The sequence below is a fragment of the Streptococcus sp. 339 genome (assembly GCF_013277285.1).
In the GTDB taxonomy this organism is placed as follows: Bacteria; Bacillota; Bacilli; order Lactobacillales; family Streptococcaceae; genus Streptococcus; species Streptococcus pseudopneumoniae.
In genome coordinates, this window is record NZ_VMMR01000027.1 from 13,821 (window position 1) to 34,455 (window position 20,635).

Consider the following 20,635-nt stretch of genomic DNA (forward strand, 5'->3'; position numbering starts at 1 on the left):
ATAGATGAAATATAAAGGCTATTTAATTGATTTAGACGGAACCATTTATAAGGGCAAAGACAGAATCCCAGCAGGAGAGGCTTTTGTCCATGAATTGCAAAAGCGAGACATCCCCTATCTCTTTGTGACCAACAATACAACCCGTACTCCTGAGAGTGTTCAAGAAATGTTGGCTCAGAATTTTAATATCGATACGCCTCTATCGACTGTCTACACAGCGACTTTGGCAACTATCGACTATATGAATGACTTGGGACTGAAAAAGACTGTCTATGTTATCGGAGAATCAGGGCTCAAGGAAGCCATCAAGGCGGCTGGCTATGTGGAAGACAAGGAAAATCCTGCCTATGTGGTAGTAGGTCTGGACTGGCAAGTTGACTATGAAAAATTTGCGACAGCAACTCTAGCTATCCAAAAGGGTGCCCATTTTATCGGAACCAATCCTGACCTCAATATCCCGACAGAGCGTGGTCTTTTGCCTGGTGCTGGTTCGCTGATTACGCTGCTTGACGTAGCGACACGAGTGAAGCCGGTTTATATCGGAAAACCAAATGCCATCATTATGGACAAGGCGGTTGAGCATTTAGGTTTGGAACGTGAAGAGTTAATCATGGTCGGGGACAACTATCTGACGGATATACGAGCTGGGATTGATAATGGCATTCCAACGCTCTTGGTGACGACAGGTTTTACCAAGGCAGAAGAAGTAGCTGGCCTACCAATCGCACCGACACATGTGGTTTCTAGCCTTGCGGAGTGGGATTTTGATGAAAACTAAACTGACCTTTTGGAGCTCTATGCTCTTTCTCCTCTCTCTTTCTATCCTTCTGACCATTTATTTGGCTTGGATTTTCTATCCTATGGAGATTCAGTGGCTAAACTTAACGAATCGAGTCTATCTAAAACCAGAAATCATTCAATACAATTTTCATATTTTGATGAATTATCTGACCAATCCATTTAGTCAGGTCCTAGAGATGCCAGATTTTCGTTCGTCAGCAGCTGGTCTGCACCACTTTGCAGTGGTCAAGAATCTCTTTCATTTGGTTCAGCTAGTAGCTCTAGTGACACTGCCAAGTTTCTATGTCTTTGTCAATAGGATTGTGAAAAAGGGCTTTTTGTCTTTATTCAGTAAGGGACTCTTGACTCTAGTAGTCTTGCCTGTGCTGATTGGACTTGGGGGAGTTTTGATTGGTTTTGACCAATTCTTTACCCTTTTCCATCAAATTCTCTTTGTGGGAGATGATACCTGGCTTTTTGACCCAGCCAAGGATCCAGTGATTCTGATTTTGCCAGAGACCTTCTTCCTTCATGCCTTCCTCCTCTTTTTTGCCCTCTATGAGAGCTTCTTTGGCTATCTGTATCTGAAAAGTCGTAGGAAGTGAACCGAAAGCTGTTTTTAATTTGTATATATAAAAATACATATCGTTTAAAACCATCGTTAAGAGTGAATTAACCAAATCCAATTGTGTCAATCGTTCGCGAACAGTCTATTTTTCTTGAAAAAATAGGCTTTTTTTCTAAAAATCTCTAGTCAAGCGCTTTATTTTTTTGTATAATAGAAGTAGCAAAGTATAGATAAGAAGAGAAAAGCATGATTACACTATTTCTATCACCGAGCTGTACATCATGTCGTAAGGCGAAGGCCTGGTTAGAAAAACATAAGGTTCCCTTTGTGGAACACAATATTATGACCAGTCCTTTAACAAGAAAAGAATTGCAACACATCCTTTCCTTGACCGAAAATGGTACTGATGACATCATTTCAACTCGTTCAAAAATTTTTCAAAAATTGAATATTGATGTAGAGAGTATTTCGGTATCGGAATTGCTTCATTTGATTGAGCAGTATCCTAGTCTTTTGCGTCGTCCAATTATTATTGATGCCAAACGTATGCAGATCGGTTTTAATGAAGATGAGATTCGTGCTTTTCTCCCTCGTAGTTACCGTAAGCAAGAACTAAAAGAAGCAAGAATGAGAGCTGGTATTAGTTAATGAACAAACAGTATAGTTACCCACTAGATTTGTCGTGGAGCACTGAAGAACTTGCTTCAGTGCTTTCTTTTTTTAATGATGTTGAAGCTGCCTATGAAGGCAAGGTAGAGGCTAAAAAGTTACTGGACTCCTATAAGGGATTCAAGGCGGTCGTGCCAAGCAAGAGCGAAGAAAAACGTTTGGGACGAGAATTTGAAACAGTGAGTGGTTATTCGCTTTACCGAGCAGTTCAGGCTGCCAAGGAAAAAGGGGAAGGAAAGATTTCTCTTGGAAAGTAAATTTGAATTTGCTAAAGAGCTAATTAAGAAAGCAGGACAGTACATCCTTGACCACATGCAGGAAGACTTGCGCGTTGAGACCAAGTCCTCTCCAACAGATTTGGTGACCAGACTGGACAAGGAAGTTCAGGAACTCTTGGTTGGTGAAATTCTATCCTGTTATCCTGAGGATAAGATTTGTGCTGAAGAAGGGTGTCTGCGAGCTTCAGTTCAAGAGGGCAAGGTTTGGGTCATTGATCCCATTGATGGGACCAATAATTTTGTAGCCCAGCAGGAAGATTTTGCTGTTATGATGGCTTATTTTGAAAATGGTCAGGGACAGTTTGGCCTAATTTATGATGTGGTCAAAGGGGATTGTTACCACGGTGGTGGGGTCTTTCCAGTTTGTCGAAATAATAAGCCCCTAGCTCCCTTTAAACCAAAACCACTTGGAGATTTTCTCATTGCAGGAAATAGTGGTATGCTAGAAACCAATGAATGGGGACTAGCTGATTTGAGTCGAGCCGTCCTCGGTGTTCGTGTCTATGGGAGTGCGGCCATTAGTTTTGCCAAGATTTTGTCAGGGCGTTTGTTGACCTATGTCACTTATCTGCAACCATGGGATTATGCTGCGGCTAGTATTTTAGGGGAAAGTCTGGGCTATCGGGTGGTGACCCTATCTGGTCAACCGCTTGATTTTCAAACCAGACAACCGGTCATGATGCTACCTCTTGAGATGCAGGAGGAAATTCAGTCCTATATTTACGAAAGGAAAAGAACTTAAATGCAATTTCCAGAAGGATTTGTTGAAAAATATGAAGAGATACTAGGAGATGAGGCAAGAGATTTTCTTGCCTCTTTTGAGGAGGAAGCGGTTTCGGCCTTTCGGGTCAATCCTTTAAAAGAAGCGCAACTTTCCTTTTCTGATACCATTCCTCAAACTCCTTGGGGACATTATGGGAAGGTTTCAGGGAAATCGCCTGAGCATGCTACTGGTTTAGTTTATTCGCAAGAACCTGCTGCTCAGATGGTTGCTCAGGTAGCCCAGCCCAGTCCTGGTATGAAGGTCTTGGACTTGGCAGCTGCACCGGGAGGTAAATCAACTCAACTAGCAGCCTATCTAGCTGGAGAGGGCCTTCTCGTCTCCAATGAAATTTCAAGCAAACGGGCTAAGATTTTAGTAGAAAACATGGAGCGCTTTGGAGCGACAAATGTTGTGGTGACCAATGAATCTGCTGACCGCTTGGCCAAGGTCTTTAAAGGCTATTTTGACCTCATTGTCCTTGATGCCCCTTGCTCTGGTGAAGGAATGTTTCGTAAGCAACCAGATGCTATGAACTATTGGAGCTTAGAGTATCCGAGTCAATGTGCTAGCTTGCAAAGAGAAATTTTAGCAGATGCAGTAACCATGCTAGCTGAAGGTGGTCGTCTGGTTTATTCAACCTGTACCTGGGCACCCGAGGAAAACGAAGAGATTGTTAAGTGGTTGCTGGAAGAGTATGATTTTGATTTGTTGCCAGTAGAGCATATCAATGGAATGGTAGCTGGTATTGACCTGCCAGAAACGGCTCGGATGTACCCTCATCAGTTTAAGGGAGAGGGTCAGTTTGTAGCCCATCTACAGTTTAAGGGTAACAATCCAACTCCTAAATGTAAGGCAAGTAAGAGCAATCTTGGTCGAGAACAAGTTGCCTTGTGGCAAGAATTTGCCCAAAACCATTTGAAGGTCAATCTACCGGGAATCTTGCAGACTTTTGGGGACCAACTCTATCTCTTACCAGAACTCTTGCCAGATTTAGGTAAGCTCAAGATTGCTCGCAATGGACTACATCTGGGCACTTTTAAGAAGAAACGCTTTGAGCCCAGTTTTGCTCTTGGTCTAGCCTTGAAACCGAGTCAGGTCGAACAATCGGTTGAAATTGGCCAAGAAGCGTTTGTCAAGTATGTGGCTGGAGAAACTGTTCAGCTGGCAGAAAGTCTGCCAAATGGTTGGTACCAAGTTTTGGTTAAAGGCAATGGCTTGGGCTTTGCAAAGGTTACTGGAAATGTTTTGAAAAATTATTTTCCAAAAGGCCTCAGATTCAAGTGAAAATGCTAGTCAAATATCTTATTCTATGTTATAGTGAAAGTATGGATTTTTTTAGTAGGATGATTCTTGATATCTTGATTGCCATCACATGTAGTTTTACTACTCAATGAAAATCANNGCTCAAAATACTGTTTTGAGGTTGCAAATAGGACTGACGGAGTCAGTTACAAAGCATTGCTTTAAAGTTGTAGATAGGACTGACCAAATAGGTACATACCTATAACAAGGCAAGGCTGACCTGGTTTGAAGAGATTTTCAAAGAGTACAAGAAGTTTAGTTATTAGCGTTCTTACCGCTTGTAAACTAGATTTCCCATAAAATAGAATCTTTTCCTTTTAGTTGTAAACTAGTCTGGGAGAGTAGAGAGGTTTGAGATACCTTTCTAGCTTTTGGATTATCATCTAAGGAGAGTAACCTTTTCCTTGCATTAAAAAGGGGAAAAAGAGACACGAAATGACTATAATGGGTGACAATGGGGGAAGGGATAGACAAGAGATTTTATCCACATATGAAAAAAGGAGGTTAGAAAAGAGTAATATAGCCTATATTATATAAATAATCAATTGCGCAGAAATTTGGTAAGAATTCATGCGTCAACTCATAAAGAACTACTTAAAAAATTCACAGTATTCATAATTATTTTCGAGGAGAAAAACAGTGAAAAAAAGAAAAAAGCTTGCTCTGTCTCTTATCGCTTTTTGGCTGACGGCTTGTTTAGTAGGCTGTGCTAGCTGGATTGATCGTGGAGAATCCATAACGGCTGTTGGCTCAACTGCCTTGCAACCCTTGGTTGAAGTAGCGGCAGATGAATTTGGCACGATCCATGTTGGAAAAACGGTCAATGTCCAAGGGGGAGGTTCTGGTACAGGCTTGTCCCAGGTTCAGTCTGGGGCAGTTGATATAGGAAACTCAGATGTATTTGCTGAGGAAAAAGACGGAATTGATGCTTCTGCTCTTGTTGACCACAAGGTCGCGGTAGCTGGCTTGGCTCTGATTGCCAATAAGGAGGTTGATGTTGATAACCTAACGACAGAGCAACTTCGTCAAATCTTCATAGGTGAGGTAACCAATTGGAAAGAGGTTGGTGGTAAGGACTTACCCATCTCTGTTATCAATCGGGCAGCCGGCTCTGGCTCTCGTGCTACCTTTGATACTGTCATTATGGAAGGTCAGTCTGCCATGCAAAGTCAGGAGCAGGATTCAAATGGAGCGGTAAAATCAATCGTATCAAAAAGTCCAGGAGCTATCTCTTATTTATCTCTTACCTATATAGATGATTCGGTCAAAAGCATGAAGTTGAATGGTTATGACTTAAGTCCAGAAAATATAAGTAGCAATAATTGGCCCTTGTGGTCTTATGAGCATATGTATACATTGGGGCAGCCCAATGAGTTAGCTGCAGAATTTCTCAATTTTGTTCTCTCGGATGAGACCCAAGAAGGGATTGTCAAAGGATTGAAGTATATTCCGATTAAGGAAATGAAGGTTGAAAAAGATGCTGCCGGAACTGTGACAGTGTTGGAAGGGAGACAATAATGAATCAAGAAGAATTAGCTAAGAAAATGTTGCTTCCATCAAAGAATTCTCGTCTGGAGAAATTAGGAAAAGGTTTGACCTTTGCCTGTCTTTCTTTGATAGTCATCCTTGTGGCCATGATTTTGGTTTTCGTAGCGCAAAAAGGCTTGTCGACCTTCTTTGTCAATGGTGTGAATATCTTTGACTTTCTTTTGGGAGGAACTTGGAATCCTTCTAGTAAAGAATTTGGTGCCCTTCCTATGATTTTGGGTTCCTTTATCGTTACCATTCTCTCAGCCCTTATCGCAACCCCCTTTGCTATTGGTGCAGCAGTTTTTATGACCGAAGTATCACCAAAAGGGGCGAAGATTTTGCAACCAGCTATTGAACTCCTGGTTGGGATTCCTTCAGTAGTGTATGGATTTATTGGCTTGCAAGTCGTCGTTCCCTTTGTTCGCAGTGTCTTTGGTGGGACTGGTTTTGGGATTTTGTCAGGGATTTCCGTCCTCTTTGTCATGATTTTGCCGACCGTAACCTTTATGACAACGGATAGCTTGCGTGCGGTTCCTCGTTATTATCGTGAGGCTAGTTTCGCTATGGGAGCCACTCGCTGGCAGACTATCTGGCGTGTAATCTTGAAGGCGGCCCGTTCTGGTATTTTCACTGCAGTGGTCTTTGGGATGGCGCGTGCCTTTGGTGAGGCTTTAGCTATCCAGATGGTTGTCGGAAACTCAGCTGTTATCCCAACTTCCTTGACCACACCAGCTGCAACTTTAACTTCTATATTAACTATGGGAATTGGGAACACTGTCATGGGAACTGTAAATAATAATGTTCTCTGGTCACTGGCCTTGGTACTGCTCTTGATGAGTTTAGTTTTTAACAGTGTGATTAAATTGATTACGAAAGAAAGAGGAAAGAAAAATTATGCGCGCTAAGAAATTAGATAAACTTGCAACAGCTGTCCTCTATACGATTGCTAGCATCATTGTGACAATCTTGGCTTCCTTGATTCTCTATATCTTGGTTCGGGGCTTGCCCCATATCTCTTGGTCTTTCTTGACTGGAAGGTCTTCTGCTTTTCAAGCAGGTGGTGGGATTGGCATTCAGCTTTACAATTCCTTTTTCCTATTGGTCATTACCTTGATTATTTCTGTACCTCTTTCTATGGGAGCTGGGATTTACTTGGCTGAATATGCTAAAAAAGGTCCTGTTACCAACTTTGTGCGGACTTGTATTGAAATTTTGTCCTCTTTACCATCAGTGGTGGTGGGTCTCTTTGGTTACTTGATCTTTGTAGTCCAGTTTGAGTATGGATTTTCAATCATTTCAGGTGCCTTGGCCTTGACAGTCTTTAACTTGCCTCAGATGACGCGTAATGTAGAGGATAGTTTGAAACATGTTCACCATACCCAACGTGAGGCTGGTCTGGCTCTTGGGATTTCTCGTTGGGAGACAGTGGTTCATGTTGTTATTCCAGAAGCGCTTCCAGGTATTGTAACGGGTGTCGTCTTGGCATCTGGTCGTATCTTTGGCGAAGCTGCAGCTCTGATTTATACAGCAGGGCAATCGGCGCCAGCTCTTGACTGGTCTAACTGGAATATCCTCAGTGTGACTAGCCCCATCTCTATCTTCCGTCAAGCAGAAACCTTGGCTGTCCATATCTGGAAAGTCAATAGTGAAGGCACTATTCCAGATGGAACTATTGTATCAGCAGGTTCTGCCGCTGTGCTCCTAATCTTTATCCTGATTTTTAACTTTGGAGCTCGTAAGTTCGGAAACTATCTACACAAGAAATTAACCGCTGTCTAAAGGAGAAGCCATGTCAACATATAACTGGGATGAGAAGCATATCCTTACCTTTCCTGAAGAAAAAGTAGCCCTTTCTACTAAGGATGTCCATGTTTACTATGGTAAAAATGAATCCATTAAGGGGATTGATATGCAATTTGAAAGAAATAAAATTACAGCTTTGATTGGTCCGTCGGGATCGGGGAAATCTACCTACTTACGCAGTCTCAATCGCATGAATGATACTATTGATATTGCTAAAGTAACTGGGCAGATTCTCTATCGTGGAATTGATGTCAACCGTCCAGAAATCAACGTTTATGAAATGCGTAAACACATTGGAATGGTTTTTCAACGCCCTAATCCATTTGCTAAGTCAATTTACCGTAATATTACCTTTGCGCATGAACGTGCTGGAGTTAAGGATAAGCAAGTCCTAGATGAAATCGTAGAAACCTCCCTTCGTCAGGCTGCCCTCTGGGATCAGGTTAAAGACGATCTCCACAAGTCAGCCTTGACCTTATCAGGTGGTCAGCAACAACGTCTCTGTATTGCTCGTGCCATCTCTGTTAAGCCAGATATCCTCTTAATGGATGAGCCAGCCTCAGCCTTGGATCCGATTGCGACCATGCAACTAGAAGAGACCATGTTTGAGCTCAAGAAAGACTTTACCATCATCATTGTAACGCATAATATGCAGCAGGCTGCTCGTGCAAGTGACTATACAGGCTTCTTTTACTTGGGTGATTTGATTGAGTATGACAAAACTGCAACTATTTTCCAAAATGCCAAGCTACAGTCCACCAATGACTATGTATCTGGTCACTTTGGTTAGAAAGGAAACCGTATGACAGATGCGATTTTACAGGTATCAGACCTGTCCGTTTATTATAATAAAAAGAAGGCTTTGAATAGTGTTTCCCTATCTTTCCAACCTAAGGAAATTACAGCCTTGATTGGTCCATCTGGATCAGGGAAGTCAACCCTCCTCAAGTCTCTCAACCGCATGGGAGATCTCAATCCAGAGGTGACAACAACTGGATCCGTGGTGTACAATGGTCACAACATCTACAGTCCGCGTACAGATACGGTTGAATTACGTAAGGAAATCGGAATGGTTTTCCAACAACCTAATCCTTTCCCTATGACTATCTATGAGAATGTTGTCTACGGGCTTCGTATCAATGGAATTAAGGATAAGCTGGTTCTGGATGAAGCCGTAGAAAAAGCCTTGCAAGGTGCCTCTATCTGGGATGAGGTCAAGGATCGTCTACATGATTCAGCTATTGGATTGTCAGGTGGTCAACAGCAGCGTGTCTGCGTGGCCCGTGTCTTGGCAACCAGTCCTAAAATCATCCTCTTGGATGAGCCAACTTCGGCTTTGGATCCGATTTCAGCTGGTAAAATTGAGGAAACCTTGTATGGTCTAAAAGACAAGTACACCATGCTTCTGGTAACCCGTTCCATGCAACAAGCTTCACGTATCTCTGATAAGACAGGATTTTTCCTAGATGGAGATTTGATTGAATTTAATGATACCAAGCAGATGTTCCTTGATCCCCAACACAAGGAAACGGAAGACTATATTACAGGAAAATTTGGATAAGGAGATGAAAGATGTTACGATCTCAATTTGAAGAAGATTTAGAGAAATTACATAACCAGTTCTACGCTATGGGACAAGAAGTGCTCTCACAAATCAATCGTACGGTGCGTGCCTTTGTCACGCATGACCGTGACCTGGCAAAAGAGGTCATCGAAGATGACGCAGAAGTAAATGAATACGAAGTGAAACTGGAAAAGAAATCATTTGAAATGATTGCACTCCAACAACCAGTCTCTCAAGATTTGCGTACAGTCTTGACTGTCCTTAAGGCTGTATCAGATGTGGAGCGTATGGGGGATCACGCTGTAGCCATTGCCCAGGCAACCATCCGTATGAAGGGGGAAGAACGCATCCCAGCTGTAGAGGAAGAAATTCAAAAAATGGGACGTGAAGTTAAAAGCGTTGTTGAAGCAGCACTTGATCTTTATCTTAATGGTTCTGTTGACGACGCATACCGGGTAGCCTCCATGGATGAGCAAATTAACCACTATTTTGAAACTATCCGTGACCTTGCGACTGAAGAGATTAAGAAAAATCCAGAAGCCATTGTTACGGGTCGTGATTATTTCCAAGTTATTTCCTACTTGGAGCGTATCGGTGACTATGCTAAAAATATCTGTGAATGGGTTGTTTACTTTGAAACAGGTAAGATTGTCGAATTATAAAGTATTCAAAGGATAAAATTATTGTGAAAGCTTACTTTTTAATACAGTAAGCTTTCATTGTATAGATAGTTTGCTTTGTCAGAGGTGAATAATGAACTACATACAGAATATCAGAAAAAAGTTGGAAAAGATAAGATTATTTTAAATTTTACCTGTGGAATATTAAGTCAATTAGGAAAAATTTTATTACAAAAACGAGCAGATAAAGGAACGTGGGGATTACCAGGTGGTGCTCTTGAATTAGGAGAATCGGCTTTAGAAGCTTTAGTACGAGAGTTTTATGAAGAAACAGGAGTCGAAGTGAGGGTGGAAAAACTCTTAAATGTTTATACAAAATATTCAGACAGTTATCCGAATGGTGATGAGGCTCAAGTTCTTACAATCTTGTATTTAGTTTCATCTGAAACTTCTATCTCTACAAATTTTTTTACAAGTGATGAAACTTTAGAATTAGGATTTTTTGATCATAGTGACATACAAAATATTGCAATTGTAAACCAGCAGCATCAAGATATGATAAATGATTTTTTTGAAAATAAGTTCCCAATAGATAGATAAACTAACCACTGTATTTCTATTTTTTAGTAAATATATTTTATGAAAATGCAAGAAAACACTTGACAAGTAACTTAGATATCGTTATAATTATACAAAATTAACAGAGGGGTTGTTTATTTATGAAATCAAAAAAATGGATATTTGTTTTATGTAGTTTTCTTGCAAGTTTCTTCTTAGTAGCTTGCCAGTCAGGTTCGAATGGTTCTCAGTCAGCTGTTGAGGCGATTAAGCAAAAGGGGAAATTGGTTGTGGCGACAAGTCCTGACTATGCACCTTTTGAATTTCAGTCTTTAGTTGACGGGAAAAATCAGGTAGTCGGTGCAGACATCGACATGGCTCAGGCTATCGCTGATGAACTTGGGGTTAAGTTGGAAATCTCAAGCATGAGTTTTGACAATGTTTTGACCAGTCTTCAAACAGGTAAGGCTGACCTGGCAGTTGCGGGAATTAGCGCTACTGACGAGAGAAAAGAAGTCTTTGATTTTTCAATCCCTTACTATGAAAACAAGATTAGTTTCTTGGTTCGTAAGGCTGATGTAGAAAAATACAAGGATTTAACTAGCCTTGAAAGTGCTAATATTGCGGCTCAAAAAGGGACTGTTCCAGAATCAATGGTCAAGGAACAATTGCCAAAAGCTCAATTAACTTCCCTAACTAATATGGGTGAAGCAGTCAATGAATTGCAGGTTGGAAAAGTAGATGCTGTTCATATGGATGAGCCTGTTGCACTTAGTTATGCTGCTAAAAACGCTGACTTAGCTGTCGCAATTGTCAGCTTGAAGATGAAGGACGGCGACGCCAATGCCGTTGCTCTTAGAAAAAATAGTGATGATTTGAGAGAAGTGGTAGACAAGGTCATCCAAAAACTCAAGGATGAAGGAACTTACCAAAGCTATCTTGAAAAAGCAGCAAGTCTAACTGAAGTTGAAGAATAAGAAAAAGCAGAGTTGGATGTCATTCCAATTCTGCTTTTAAATAGTTTAAAACCTTTTCCAGATTGTCTAGGGACACCTTGGCAAATTGATAAGGACAGGTGCTTAAATAGGCCTCTTCAAAGAAGTCCAAGCCTAGTTGACTGTGTTTGAGATTGGCGATTTTAGGATACTGTCTCAGGTCTAGCAATAAACCATCGTGAAGAGGAAAATGAGGAAGAGGACAGGGGCTGTAAGCTAGTCTTTCCTTGATTTGTTTTTGGTAAGTTTCTTGATTATTCAAGCGAGTCAGACGATTTTTCTCAAACAATTGACTATCGATATAGAGTGATAAGGCCTTTTGCATGATGAGGTTGCTGTCGTAGTCTAGGATATTTTTGTAGGCCACAAATGCTTCTTTGATAGCATTTGGAAGAATGAGTGCTGTAATACGAAGGGCTGGAAAGAGGCTGGTCGAGAAGGACTTGATATAAATGACACGCTCCTCTGTATCAAGATAGTGGAAGGTTTGGCCCTTCTTGGAGTCCAAATCACCCAGATAATCGTCCTCTACGATATAGACATCATACTTGGCTGCTAAGTCAAGAATAGCTCGTTTGTCCTGCTCAGAATAGGAATGGCCTAGAGGATAGTGAAATCGAGGAATGGTATAGAAAAACTTAATTTTTCCTGTTTTGAAGTGGCCTTCCAGTTCCTTCAAGTCAATCCCATCAATGCCTCGTTCAATCGTTTGATAGTCCAGACCCTGAGCAATCAAGAGGCGATTCATTCGATGGTAGGTCGGTTGTTCCACCAAGATTTCCTTGGCTTGGCTAGGGAAGGAAATTTGAGAAAGGATAAACAAGGCTTGTTGGGTTCCAGAAGTCAGTACCAGTTGGTCAGCCTTGCAGTAGAGGGCTTGGTCAAAGAGGAGTTGGTGAATGGATTGTCTTAAGTCTTCTAAACCTTCTTGATTTTCATAGTAGTTGAAGAGGTAGTTTTCCCGGCCAATCAAAGTTTCATTGACACAGAGTCGGAAATCGTCATAGGCGCTGGCGTGTTCATCCGTAACCTCGATTTCGAGGTCTTGGTGTTGCCCTTGTTCTAGGACATAGTAGCCACTCTGGGGCTTGGCATAGAGGTATTGTTCGTGCCGTAATTCCAGCAGGGCGCGCTGAACGGTGTCCTTGCTACAGTGAAAGTCAAGGCTTAGTTGACGGATAGAAGGCAGGCGACTTCCCGTCGGAAAGCGTCCAGACTCGATACCATTTTTCAGATAGGAAACGACCTCTTGGTACTTGCTTTGTTTCTTCATTCCAGACCTCCCTTGATTTTGTTACATTGTACCCTTTTTTTTCCTTCTTGGCAATGTCTAGGGTGTTTCTCTCGTTCACATCTAAGAGCAAATGTGGTATATTCCCATCTTTAATACTTTTTTGAAATCAAAGAGCAACCAAATGCAGATGTGACAGTTTTTCGGAACCTTTTTCTCTTTAAAACAAAATATGTATTTTTATCTGGGGTTGGTTTGTTTTAAAAAGTTTTCATGCTAATTTCCCCGTATTACTTGCACATATTTTTAGGAAAAAGCTTGAAACCGTTTTCTAGTTGTGGTATAATAGAATTGGAAAATAAAAGTATACGAATGACTTGTTAGAAAGGAGTTTTAAATCAGAAAATCAAGTTATTTTATCAGTAATATATATTTGTGACTTGAAGGAGTGTTTTTTATGAAATTTAAAAAAAACTGTAACTTCAGCTCTTGTTGTATTATCACTATTTTCTATTATGTCTCCTTCTATAGTTTCTGTTAGAGTATTTGCTGATGATGTAACTACTACGGAAGTTTCTGAAATTAGTACCCAAGAACAAAAATAAATGGATGATGTAGCTAATGTTCTTGATCAAATGTTTAGAAATGGAGTTAATGAAAAAAATTTTACTGAATATGTTTATAAAAACTTTTCTCAAAAAGATATTGCTCTTGCGGAAAATAAATTAGAAACTAATATTAATAATCTCTATGACAGAGTCCCTTGGGATGAGATGGGAGGATGTATAGCGAGAAAAATACGAGAAGAATTTTTTGCTATGACCAATGTTTCGCTAATTGTTAAGTATGCGCAGAAAAAGGCTTGGTTAGAATTAGCTAAAGTGGTACTAAGATTTGTTAAAGCTAATGGACTTAAAACAAATATTTATATCATTGCTGGTCAGTTGGCTATTTGGGCAGTTCAGTGTGGTCTGGAATAATGCGTGATAAAAACTTTTTAATAAAAGATGGGATTATTAGCTTTTTGATTGGATTTGTATATGCATATTTAGTGTTACAAAAATTTATCCTTTGGAAAATCCTTTTGTTTGCATTTATTTTTGCAATTATTAATACAATATTTATGTTTGCTAGGAACAAAAAATAAATAATGATTTAGTTAAATAAAAAAAGGCCCCTAGGGAAGTGTGTTCCTTAGGGGTTGTTGTGCCAGTTCAAGTTTTGTTTCTGTCAAAATCTCAGGCTACCCGTCGGAAAGCGTCCAGACTCGATGCATTTTTCAGATAAGCTACGACCTCTTGGTACTTGCTTTGTTTCTTCATTCCAGACCTCCCTTGATTTTGTTACATTGTACCCTTTTTTTCTTTCTTGGCAATGTCTAAGGTGTTTCTCTCGTTCACATATAAAGCTAAATGTGGTATACTTAGGAGTAACATTTATAGAATAACAAACAAGAAAGAGAATGGATAAGAACGTGCAGGAACCAGTGAAATTATTTCAATACAATACCCTTGGAGCCTTGATGGCTGGCCTTTATGGTGGCACCATGACAGTAGGAGAATTGCTAGAGCATGGAGACCTTGGTTTGGGAACCTTGGATTCCATTGATGGGGAATTGATTGTCTTGGATGGCAAGGCTTATCAAGCCAAAGGCTCAGGAGAGCAACCGGAAATTGTAGAAGTATCACCAGATGCCCTTATTCCTTACGCAGCAGTAGTACCACATCAGGCAGAGGTCATTTTCCGCCAGCGCTTTGAGATGACAGACAAGGAATTGGAAGAACGGATTGAGTCTTATTATGACGGGGAAAATCTTTTCCGCTCTATCAAGATTCGTGGGGAATTTTCACATATGCATGTGCGCATGATTCCTAAGTCGGCACCAGATACCAAGTTTGCTGATGTCGCAACCCATCAACCTGAATATAGTCGTGACAATGTGGCAGGAACCATCGTTGGTTTCTGGACGCCAGAGATTTTCAATGGGGTCAGTTTGGCAGGATATCATCTACATTTTATCTCAGATGATTTGACCTTCGGTGGGCATGTTATGGACTTTGTTATCAAGGAAGGCATTATCGAGGTGGGAGCTATTGACCAGTTGGACCAACGTTTCCCAGTCCAAGACCGTCAATACTTGTTTGCTAAGTTCAATGTTGACGAGATGAAAAAAGATATTGAAAAGGCAGAATAGGAGAAGAAAATGATCATTCATATTATCATTACCATGGTGCTGTTGCTGGCTTTCTTGCTAGGGAGCGTTTGGTATGCCAAAAAGAAATACCAGACTAATCTAGCTGCCTTGGGATTGGGTGCAGTCGCTTTCTTTGTTTCTTCGCAGATTTTGGAAAAACTGGTGCATATCTTAGTTTTACATCCTCAAAAAGACGGTAGTATTGCTCTCTTGCAAGATCATCCGCTTGTCTATATCATCTATGGCCTAGCCATGGCAGCATTTTTTGAGGAAACGGCTCGTCTTATTTTCTTCAAATGGTTGGAGAAAAAGAGAAGTTTGGAAAAGGCAGACGCCTTGGCCTATGGGTTAGGGCATGGTGGTTTGGAGTTGATTTTCCTAGGTCTTACTAGTTTACTCAATCTCTACTTCGTGCTTTCGGCAGTTCAAACTCAGGATCCACAGGTCATGCAATTACTGTCTGAAAATATGTTGAAAACCATTCAGTCACTTTCGGTCTGGCAGATTTATTTGCTTGGTTTTGAGAGAATCTTGGCGCTAGGTTTCCAATTACTCTTGACTGTTTGGGTTTACCAAGCTGTTCGCCAGAAGAAATGGATTTATCTCCTAGCAGCCTATGGCCTACATGCCTTCTTTGACCTAGCACCATCTCTAGTCCAAGTTGGCTGGTTGACAAATCCAGTCTTGGTTGAAGTTGTCCTAGCACTTGAACTTGTTCTGGTTGCCTATGGGACCAAGGCAATCTTTTGTAAAAAATCATAAGAAAAAAGGGGGAAACCTCTTTTTCTTATGCAAAATCCAGACAAGGTCTTTTTATGGTCGTCAAATGTCTCTAAAAATGGTATAATGGAATGAATTTTGTAAAAGGAAGAGTGACATGTCTGTAAGAGAAAAAATGCTTGAAATCTTAGAAGGGATTGATATCCGTTTTAAGGAACCCTTGCATAGCTATAGTTATACAAAAGTAGGTGGAGAGGCCGATTATCTGGTCTTTCCACGAAATCGTTTTGAGTTGGCTCGCGTTGTCAAATTTGCTAATCAAGAAAATATCCCTTGGATGGTTCTTGGCAATGCTAGCAATATCATCGTTCGTGATGGTGGAATTCGTGGATTTGTCATCTTGTGTGACAAGCTCAATAATGTTTCTGTTGATGGCTATACTATTGAAGCAGAAGCAGGGGCTAACTTGATTGAAACAACTCGCATTGCGCTTCGTCATAGTTTGACTGGCTTTGAGTTTGCTTGTGGCATTCCAGGAAGCGTTGGCGGTGCTGTCTTTATGAATGCGGGTGCCTATGGTGGCGAGATTGCCCACATCTTGCAGTCTTGTAAGGTCTTGACTAAGGATGGGGAAATCGAGACCCTGTCTGCCAAGGACTTGGCTTTTGGTTACCGCCATTCAGCTATTCAGGAGTCTGGTGCAGTTGTCTTGTCAGCTAAATTTGCCCTAGCCCCAGGAACCCATCAGGTTATCAAGCAGGAAATGGACCGCTTGACGCACTTACGTGAACTCAAGCAACCTTTGGAATACCCATCCTGTGGTTCGGTCTTTAAGCGTCCAGTCGGGCATTTTGCAGGTCAGTTAATTTCAGAAGCTGGCTTGAAAGGCTATCGTATCGGTGGTGTTGAAGTGTCTGAAAAGCACGCAGGATTTATGATCAATGTTGCTGATGGAACGGCCAAAGACTACGAGGACTTGATCCAATCGGTTATCGAAAAAGTCAAGGAACACTCAGGTATTACGCTTGAAAGAGAAGTCCGGATCTTGGGTGAAAGCAAGTAGGAAGCTGTATTTGAAAAGCTGCTGCTATGTCATGGAAAGGGGGTGAAAGCCTATCGGTAGCGAAGATGTATGCAGGTGGTTTTACTCCCTGCAAGAGGTAGTGGGGACCTGACAGAGCCCTGATCTGTTAATCTATGAAAAAGAAGGAATAAATGACAATTGAAAAAACCAATTATTGAATTCAAAAACGTCTCTAAAGTTTTTGAAGACAGCAACACCAAGGTTCTCAAAGATATCAACTTTGAGTTGGAAGAAGGGAAATTCTACACTCTTTTAGGCGCATCTGGTTCAGGGAAATCAACTATCCTTAACATCATTGCAGGTTTACTGGATGCGACAACAGGAGATATTTTATTGGACGGTGTCCGAATCAATGACATTCCAACCAACAAGCGTGACGTCCATACCGTCTTCCAATCCTATGCCTTATTTCCACATATGAATGTGTTTGAAAATGTTGCTTTTCCGCTCCGCTTGCGTAAGATCGACAAGAAAGAAATCGAGCAACGCGTAGCGGAAGTTCTCAAGATGGTTCAGTTGGAAGGGTATGAAAAACGATCCATTCGTAAACTCTCAGGAGGACAACGTCAGCGTGTGGCTATTGCCCGTGCCATTATCAACCAACCCCGTGTGGTTTTGTTGGATGAGCCTTTGTCAGCGCTGGACTTAAAATTACGAACAGACATGCAGTACGAACTGCGTGAACTGCAACAACGATTGGGCATTACCTTTGTCTTTGTCACTCACGATCAGGAAGAAGCCCTGGCCATGAGTGACTGGATTTTCGTTATGAATGATGGCGAGATTGTTCAGTCTGGAACTCCTGTGGACATCTACGATGAGCCAATCAACCACTTTGTTGCCACCTTTATCGGGGAGTCAAATATCTTGCCAGGTACCATGATTGAGGACTACTTGGTTGAGTTTAACGGCAAACGCTTTGAAGCAGTCGATGGGGGGATGAAGCCAAATGAGCCTGTCGAGGTTGTCATTCGTCCAGAGGACTTGCGCATTACCCTGCCTGAAGAAGGCAAGCTCCAAGTTAAGGTGGATACCCAGCTCTTCCGTGGGGTGCACTATGAAATTATCGCCTATGACGAACTTGGAAATGAATGGATGATCCACTCAACTCGTAAGGCCATCGTTGGAGAGGAAATCGGTCTGGACTTTGAGCCAGAAGACATCCATATCATGCGTCTCAACGAAACTGAAGAAGAGTTCGATGCTCGTATCGAAGAATACGTGGAAATCGAAGAGCAAGAAGCAGGTCTGATCAATGCAATCGAGGAGGAAAGAGATGAAGAAAACAAGCTCTAAACTCTTTGTAGTTCCCTACATGCTCTGGATCGCCCTCTTTGTCCTGACACCCTTGGTCTTGATTTTCGGACAATCCTTTTTCAACATTGAAGGCCAGTTTAGTTTAGAAAACTATAAATCTTACTTTGCGTCACAAAACTTGACCTACCTAAAAATGAGCTTTAACTCTGTACTCTATGCAGGAATTGTGACCTTTGTAACCCTGCTCATCAGCTATCCGACAGCCCTCTTTTTGACCCGTCTCAAGCACCGTCAACTCTGGCTCATGCTGATTATCCTACCAACTTGGATCAATTTGCTCCTTAAAGCCTATGCCTTTATCGGAATTTTTGGTCAGAATGGCTCTATTAACCAATTCTTGGAATTTATCGGAATCGGCTCACAACAGTTGCTTTTTACCGATTTCTCCTTTATCTTTGTCGCAAGCTACATCGAGCTTCCCTTTATGATTTTGCCGATTTTCAATGTCTTGGACGATATGGATAACAATCTCATCAATGCCAGCTACGACCTTGGTGCGACCAAGTGGGAAACCTTCCGTCATGTCATCTTCCCTCTATCTATGAACGGAGTGAGAAGTGGGGTCCAATCGGTCTTTATCCCAAGTTTGAGTCTCTTCATGCTGACCCGTTTGATTGGTGGGAACCGCGTTATCACGCTGGGAACAGCCATTGAGCAAAACTTTCTGACCAATGACAACTACGGTATGGGTTCTACCATCGGTGTGATTCTCATCCTGACCATGTTCATCACCATGTGGGTAACTAAGGAAAGGAGAGAACGATGAAAAAATTTGCCAATCTATATCTAGGACTGGTCTTTCTTGTCCTCTACCTGCCGATTTTTTACCTGATTGGCTATGCCTTTAATGCAGGCAATGACATGAATAGCTTTACAGGCTTTAGCTTGAGCCATTTTAAAACCATGTTTGGCGATGGTCGTCTTATGTTGATTGTAACTCAGACCTTTTTCTTGGCCTTCCTGTCAGCCTTGATTGCGACCATTATCGGGACTTTTGGAGCTATTTATATCTACCAGTCTCGTAAGAAATACCAAGAAGCCTTTCTATCACTCAATAATATCCTCATGGTTGCGCCTGATGTTATGATTGGTGCCAGCTTCTTGATTCTCTTTACTCAACTCAAATTTTCACTTGGCTTTTTGACCGTTCTTTCTAGTCATGTGGCCTTCTCTATTCCTATCGTGGTCTTGATGGTCTTGCCTCGACTCAAGGAAATGAACGGCGACATGATTCATGCAGCCTATGACTTGGGAGCTAGTCAATTTCAGATGTTCAAGGAAATCATGCTTCCTTATCTGACTCCGTCTATCATTGCAGGTTACTTCATGGCCTTCACCTATTCGCTAGATGACTTTGCTGTGACCTTCTTTGTAACGGGAAATGGCTTTTCAACCCTGTCCGTCGAGATTTACTCTCGTGCTCGCAAGGGGATTTCGCTAGAAATCAATGCCCTGTCTGCCCTTGTCTTTCTCTTTAGTATTATCCTAGTTGTTGGATATTACTTTATCTCACGTGAGAAGGAGGAGCAAGCATGAAAAAACTCTATTCATTTTTAGCAGGAATTGTAGCCATTATCCTTGTCTTGTGGGGAATTGCGACTCATCTCGATAGTAAAATCAATAGCCGAGATAGTCAAAAACTGGTTATCTACAACTGGGGGGACTATATCGATCCAGAACTCTTGGAGCAATTCACAGAAGAAACAGGCATCCAAGTCCAGTACGAGACCTTTGACTCCAACGAAGCCATGTATACCAAGATTAAGCAGGGTGGAACGACTTACGATATTGCCATCCCTAGTGAATACATGATTAACAAGATGAAGGACGAAGACCTCTTGGTACCGCTTGACTATTCAAAACTTGAAGGTCTTGAAAATATTGGACCAGAGTTCCTCAACCAGTCCTTTGACCCAGGCAATAAATTCTCCATCCCTTACTTCTGGGGAACCTTGGGAATTGTCTACAATGAAACTATGGTAGATGAAGCGCCTGAACATTGGGACGACCTTTGGAAACCAGAGTATAAAAACTCTATCATGCTCTTTGATGGGGCGCGTGAGGTACTGGGACTGGGGCTCAACTCCCTTGGCTACAGCCTTAACTCCAAGGATCCACAGCAATTGGAAGAGACAGTAGATAAGCTCTATAAACTGACTCCAAATATCAAGGCTATTGTGGCCGACGAGATGAAGGGCTACATGATTCAAAATAACGCTGCTATCGGTGTGACCTTCTCTGGTGAAGCCAGCCAAATGTTAGAAAAAAATGAAAATCTACGCTATGTAGTACCGACTGAGGCCAGTAACCTTTGGTTTGACAATATGGTCATTCCAAAAACAGTCAAAAACCAAGATGCAGCCTATGCCTTTATCAACTTTATGTTGAAACCCGAAAATGCTCTCAAAAATGCGGAGTATGTCGGTTATTCAACTCCAAACCTACCAGCTAAGGAATTACTCCCAGAGGAGAAAAAAGAAGATAAAGCCTTCTATCCAGATGCTGAAACTATGAAACACCTAGAAGTTTATGAGAAATTTGACCATAAATGGACAGGAAAATATAGCGACCTCTTCCTACAATTTAAAATGTATCGGAAGTAGGATATATGAAAACGGATCAGTCACGCTGGTTCGTTTTTTTAACTCTTTTTCTTTGC

The 20,635-nt window shown here is 41.4% G+C and carries 23 protein-coding genes; 22 read left to right on the plus strand and 1 reads right to left on the minus strand.

The window, feature by feature from the left end; all coding sequences use genetic code 11:
- The first annotated feature begins 4 nt into the window (after positions 1–4).
- The 14 genes from HT736_RS03360 to HT736_RS03425 all read left to right on the plus strand — a co-directional run bounded on the left by HT736_RS03360 (position 5) and on the right by HT736_RS03425 (position 11,412).
- The gene (locus HT736_RS03360) at positions 5–778 is read left to right on the plus strand and encodes a TIGR01457 family HAD-type hydrolase (protein ID WP_172930754.1); all 774 of its coding nucleotides are present in this window, start codon (positions 5–7) and stop codon (positions 776–778) included.
- Positions 768–1,385 (plus strand): TIGR01906 family membrane protein, encoded by a 618-nt coding sequence (locus HT736_RS03365; protein WP_172930755.1) that lies wholly within the window; start codon positions 768–770, stop codon positions 1,383–1,385. Before HT736_RS03360 ends, HT736_RS03365 begins: the two co-directional genes overlap by 11 nt.
- A 209-nt stretch (positions 1,386–1,594) precedes the next feature.
- A complete protein-coding gene (locus HT736_RS03370; protein WP_000631259.1) occupies positions 1,595–1,996 on the plus strand; it encodes a Spx/MgsR family RNA polymerase-binding regulatory protein in 402 nt (133 codons plus the stop codon).
- On the plus strand, positions 1,996–2,274 hold the full coding sequence (locus tag HT736_RS03375) for a UPF0223 family protein (protein WP_001041974.1): 279 nt from the start codon (positions 1,996–1,998) through the stop codon (positions 2,272–2,274). Before HT736_RS03370 ends, HT736_RS03375 begins: the two co-directional genes overlap by 1 nt.
- Entirely contained in the window at positions 2,264–3,037 is a 774-nt protein-coding gene (locus HT736_RS03380; protein WP_138701202.1) for an inositol monophosphatase family protein, read from the plus strand. The genes HT736_RS03375 and HT736_RS03380 overlap by 11 nt, the downstream gene beginning before the upstream one ends.
- Positions 3,038–4,342 (plus strand): RsmF rRNA methyltransferase first C-terminal domain-containing protein, encoded by a 1,305-nt coding sequence (locus HT736_RS03385; RefSeq protein ID WP_001160256.1) that lies wholly within the window; start codon positions 3,038–3,040, stop codon positions 4,340–4,342. It begins immediately after the preceding gene.
- A gap of 657 nt (positions 4,343–4,999) precedes the next feature.
- Complete coding sequence (gene pstS / locus HT736_RS03390) at positions 5,000–5,878, plus strand: phosphate ABC transporter substrate-binding protein PstS (protein WP_000746334.1); 879 nt, start codon at positions 5,000–5,002, stop codon at positions 5,876–5,878.
- The gene (gene pstC, locus HT736_RS03395; protein ID WP_001070908.1) at positions 5,878–6,795 is read left to right on the plus strand and encodes a phosphate ABC transporter permease subunit PstC; all 918 of its coding nucleotides are present in this window, start codon (positions 5,878–5,880) and stop codon (positions 6,793–6,795) included. Before pstS ends, pstC begins: the two co-directional genes overlap by 1 nt.
- Positions 6,785–7,669 (plus strand): phosphate ABC transporter permease PstA, encoded by an 885-nt coding sequence (gene pstA / locus HT736_RS03400; protein ID WP_001201787.1) that lies wholly within the window; start codon positions 6,785–6,787, stop codon positions 7,667–7,669. The genes pstC and pstA overlap by 11 nt, the downstream gene beginning before the upstream one ends.
- Before the next feature lie 10 nt (positions 7,670–7,679).
- Positions 7,680–8,483 carry a phosphate ABC transporter ATP-binding protein PstB gene (pstB, locus tag HT736_RS03405; RefSeq protein ID WP_000109215.1) on the plus strand — a complete coding sequence of 268 codons (804 nt, stop codon included), beginning with the start codon at positions 7,680–7,682 and terminating at the stop codon, positions 8,481–8,483.
- Between the two features lie 12 nt (positions 8,484–8,495).
- Positions 8,496–9,254, plus strand: coding sequence for a phosphate ABC transporter ATP-binding protein PstB (pstB, locus tag HT736_RS03410; protein ID WP_000128635.1), 759 nt, complete (start codon positions 8,496–8,498; stop codon positions 9,252–9,254).
- 11 nt (positions 9,255–9,265) lie between these two features.
- Positions 9,266–9,919 (plus strand): phosphate signaling complex protein PhoU, encoded by a 654-nt coding sequence (gene phoU / locus HT736_RS03415; protein ID WP_000946465.1) that lies wholly within the window; start codon positions 9,266–9,268, stop codon positions 9,917–9,919.
- Between the two features lie 84 nt (positions 9,920–10,003).
- Positions 10,004–10,477 (plus strand): NUDIX domain-containing protein, encoded by a 474-nt coding sequence (locus HT736_RS03420; RefSeq protein ID WP_249337221.1) that lies wholly within the window; start codon positions 10,004–10,006, stop codon positions 10,475–10,477.
- Between the two features lie 119 nt (positions 10,478–10,596).
- Positions 10,597–11,412, plus strand: coding sequence for an ABC transporter substrate-binding protein (locus HT736_RS03425; protein WP_172923263.1), 816 nt, complete (start codon positions 10,597–10,599; stop codon positions 11,410–11,412).
- Positions 11,413–11,431: 19 nt separating this feature from the next.
- Here the strand turns inward: HT736_RS03425 and HT736_RS03430 are convergent, their stop codons facing one another.
- Positions 11,432–12,703: a PLP-dependent aminotransferase family protein gene (locus HT736_RS03430; protein WP_000744852.1), complete on the minus strand. Its 1,272-nt coding sequence runs from the start codon at positions 12,701–12,703 to the stop codon at positions 11,432–11,434.
- A gap of 563 nt (positions 12,704–13,266) precedes the next feature.
- On the opposite strand from HT736_RS03430, the gene HT736_RS03435 reads away from it, so the two are divergent.
- The 8 genes from HT736_RS03435 (at position 13,267) to HT736_RS03470 (ending at position 20,579) form a co-directional block, all read left to right on the plus strand.
- Positions 13,267–13,641, plus strand: coding sequence for a hypothetical protein (locus tag HT736_RS03435; protein WP_000342870.1), 375 nt, complete (start codon positions 13,267–13,269; stop codon positions 13,639–13,641).
- Between the two features lie 482 nt (positions 13,642–14,123).
- Positions 14,124–14,855, plus strand: coding sequence for an acetolactate decarboxylase (gene budA, locus HT736_RS03440; RefSeq protein WP_023936077.1), 732 nt, complete (start codon positions 14,124–14,126; stop codon positions 14,853–14,855).
- Positions 14,856–14,864: 9 nt separating this feature from the next.
- Positions 14,865–15,617 (plus strand): YhfC family glutamic-type intramembrane protease, encoded by a 753-nt coding sequence (locus tag HT736_RS03445; protein WP_119919707.1) that lies wholly within the window; start codon positions 14,865–14,867, stop codon positions 15,615–15,617.
- 115 nt (positions 15,618–15,732) lie between these two features.
- On the plus strand, positions 15,733–16,638 hold the full coding sequence (gene murB, locus HT736_RS03450) for a UDP-N-acetylmuramate dehydrogenase (RefSeq protein ID WP_172930756.1): 906 nt from the start codon (positions 15,733–15,735) through the stop codon (positions 16,636–16,638).
- A gap of 159 nt (positions 16,639–16,797) precedes the next feature.
- Positions 16,798–17,955, plus strand: a complete 1,158-nt coding sequence (locus HT736_RS03455; protein ID WP_000742900.1) for an ABC transporter ATP-binding protein — start codon at positions 16,798–16,800, stop codon at positions 17,953–17,955.
- Positions 17,936–18,742, plus strand: a complete 807-nt coding sequence (locus HT736_RS03460) for an ABC transporter permease (protein WP_138700326.1) — start codon at positions 17,936–17,938, stop codon at positions 18,740–18,742. The genes HT736_RS03455 and HT736_RS03460 overlap by 20 nt, the downstream gene beginning before the upstream one ends.
- Positions 18,739–19,512: an ABC transporter permease subunit gene (locus HT736_RS03465; RefSeq protein WP_000712740.1), complete on the plus strand. Its 774-nt coding sequence runs from the start codon at positions 18,739–18,741 to the stop codon at positions 19,510–19,512. Before HT736_RS03460 ends, HT736_RS03465 begins: the two co-directional genes overlap by 4 nt.
- A complete protein-coding gene (locus HT736_RS03470) occupies positions 19,509–20,579 on the plus strand; it encodes an ABC transporter substrate-binding protein (RefSeq protein ID WP_138707307.1) in 1,071 nt (356 codons plus the stop codon). Before HT736_RS03465 ends, HT736_RS03470 begins: the two co-directional genes overlap by 4 nt.
- The last annotated feature ends 56 nt before the right edge of the window (positions 20,580–20,635 follow it).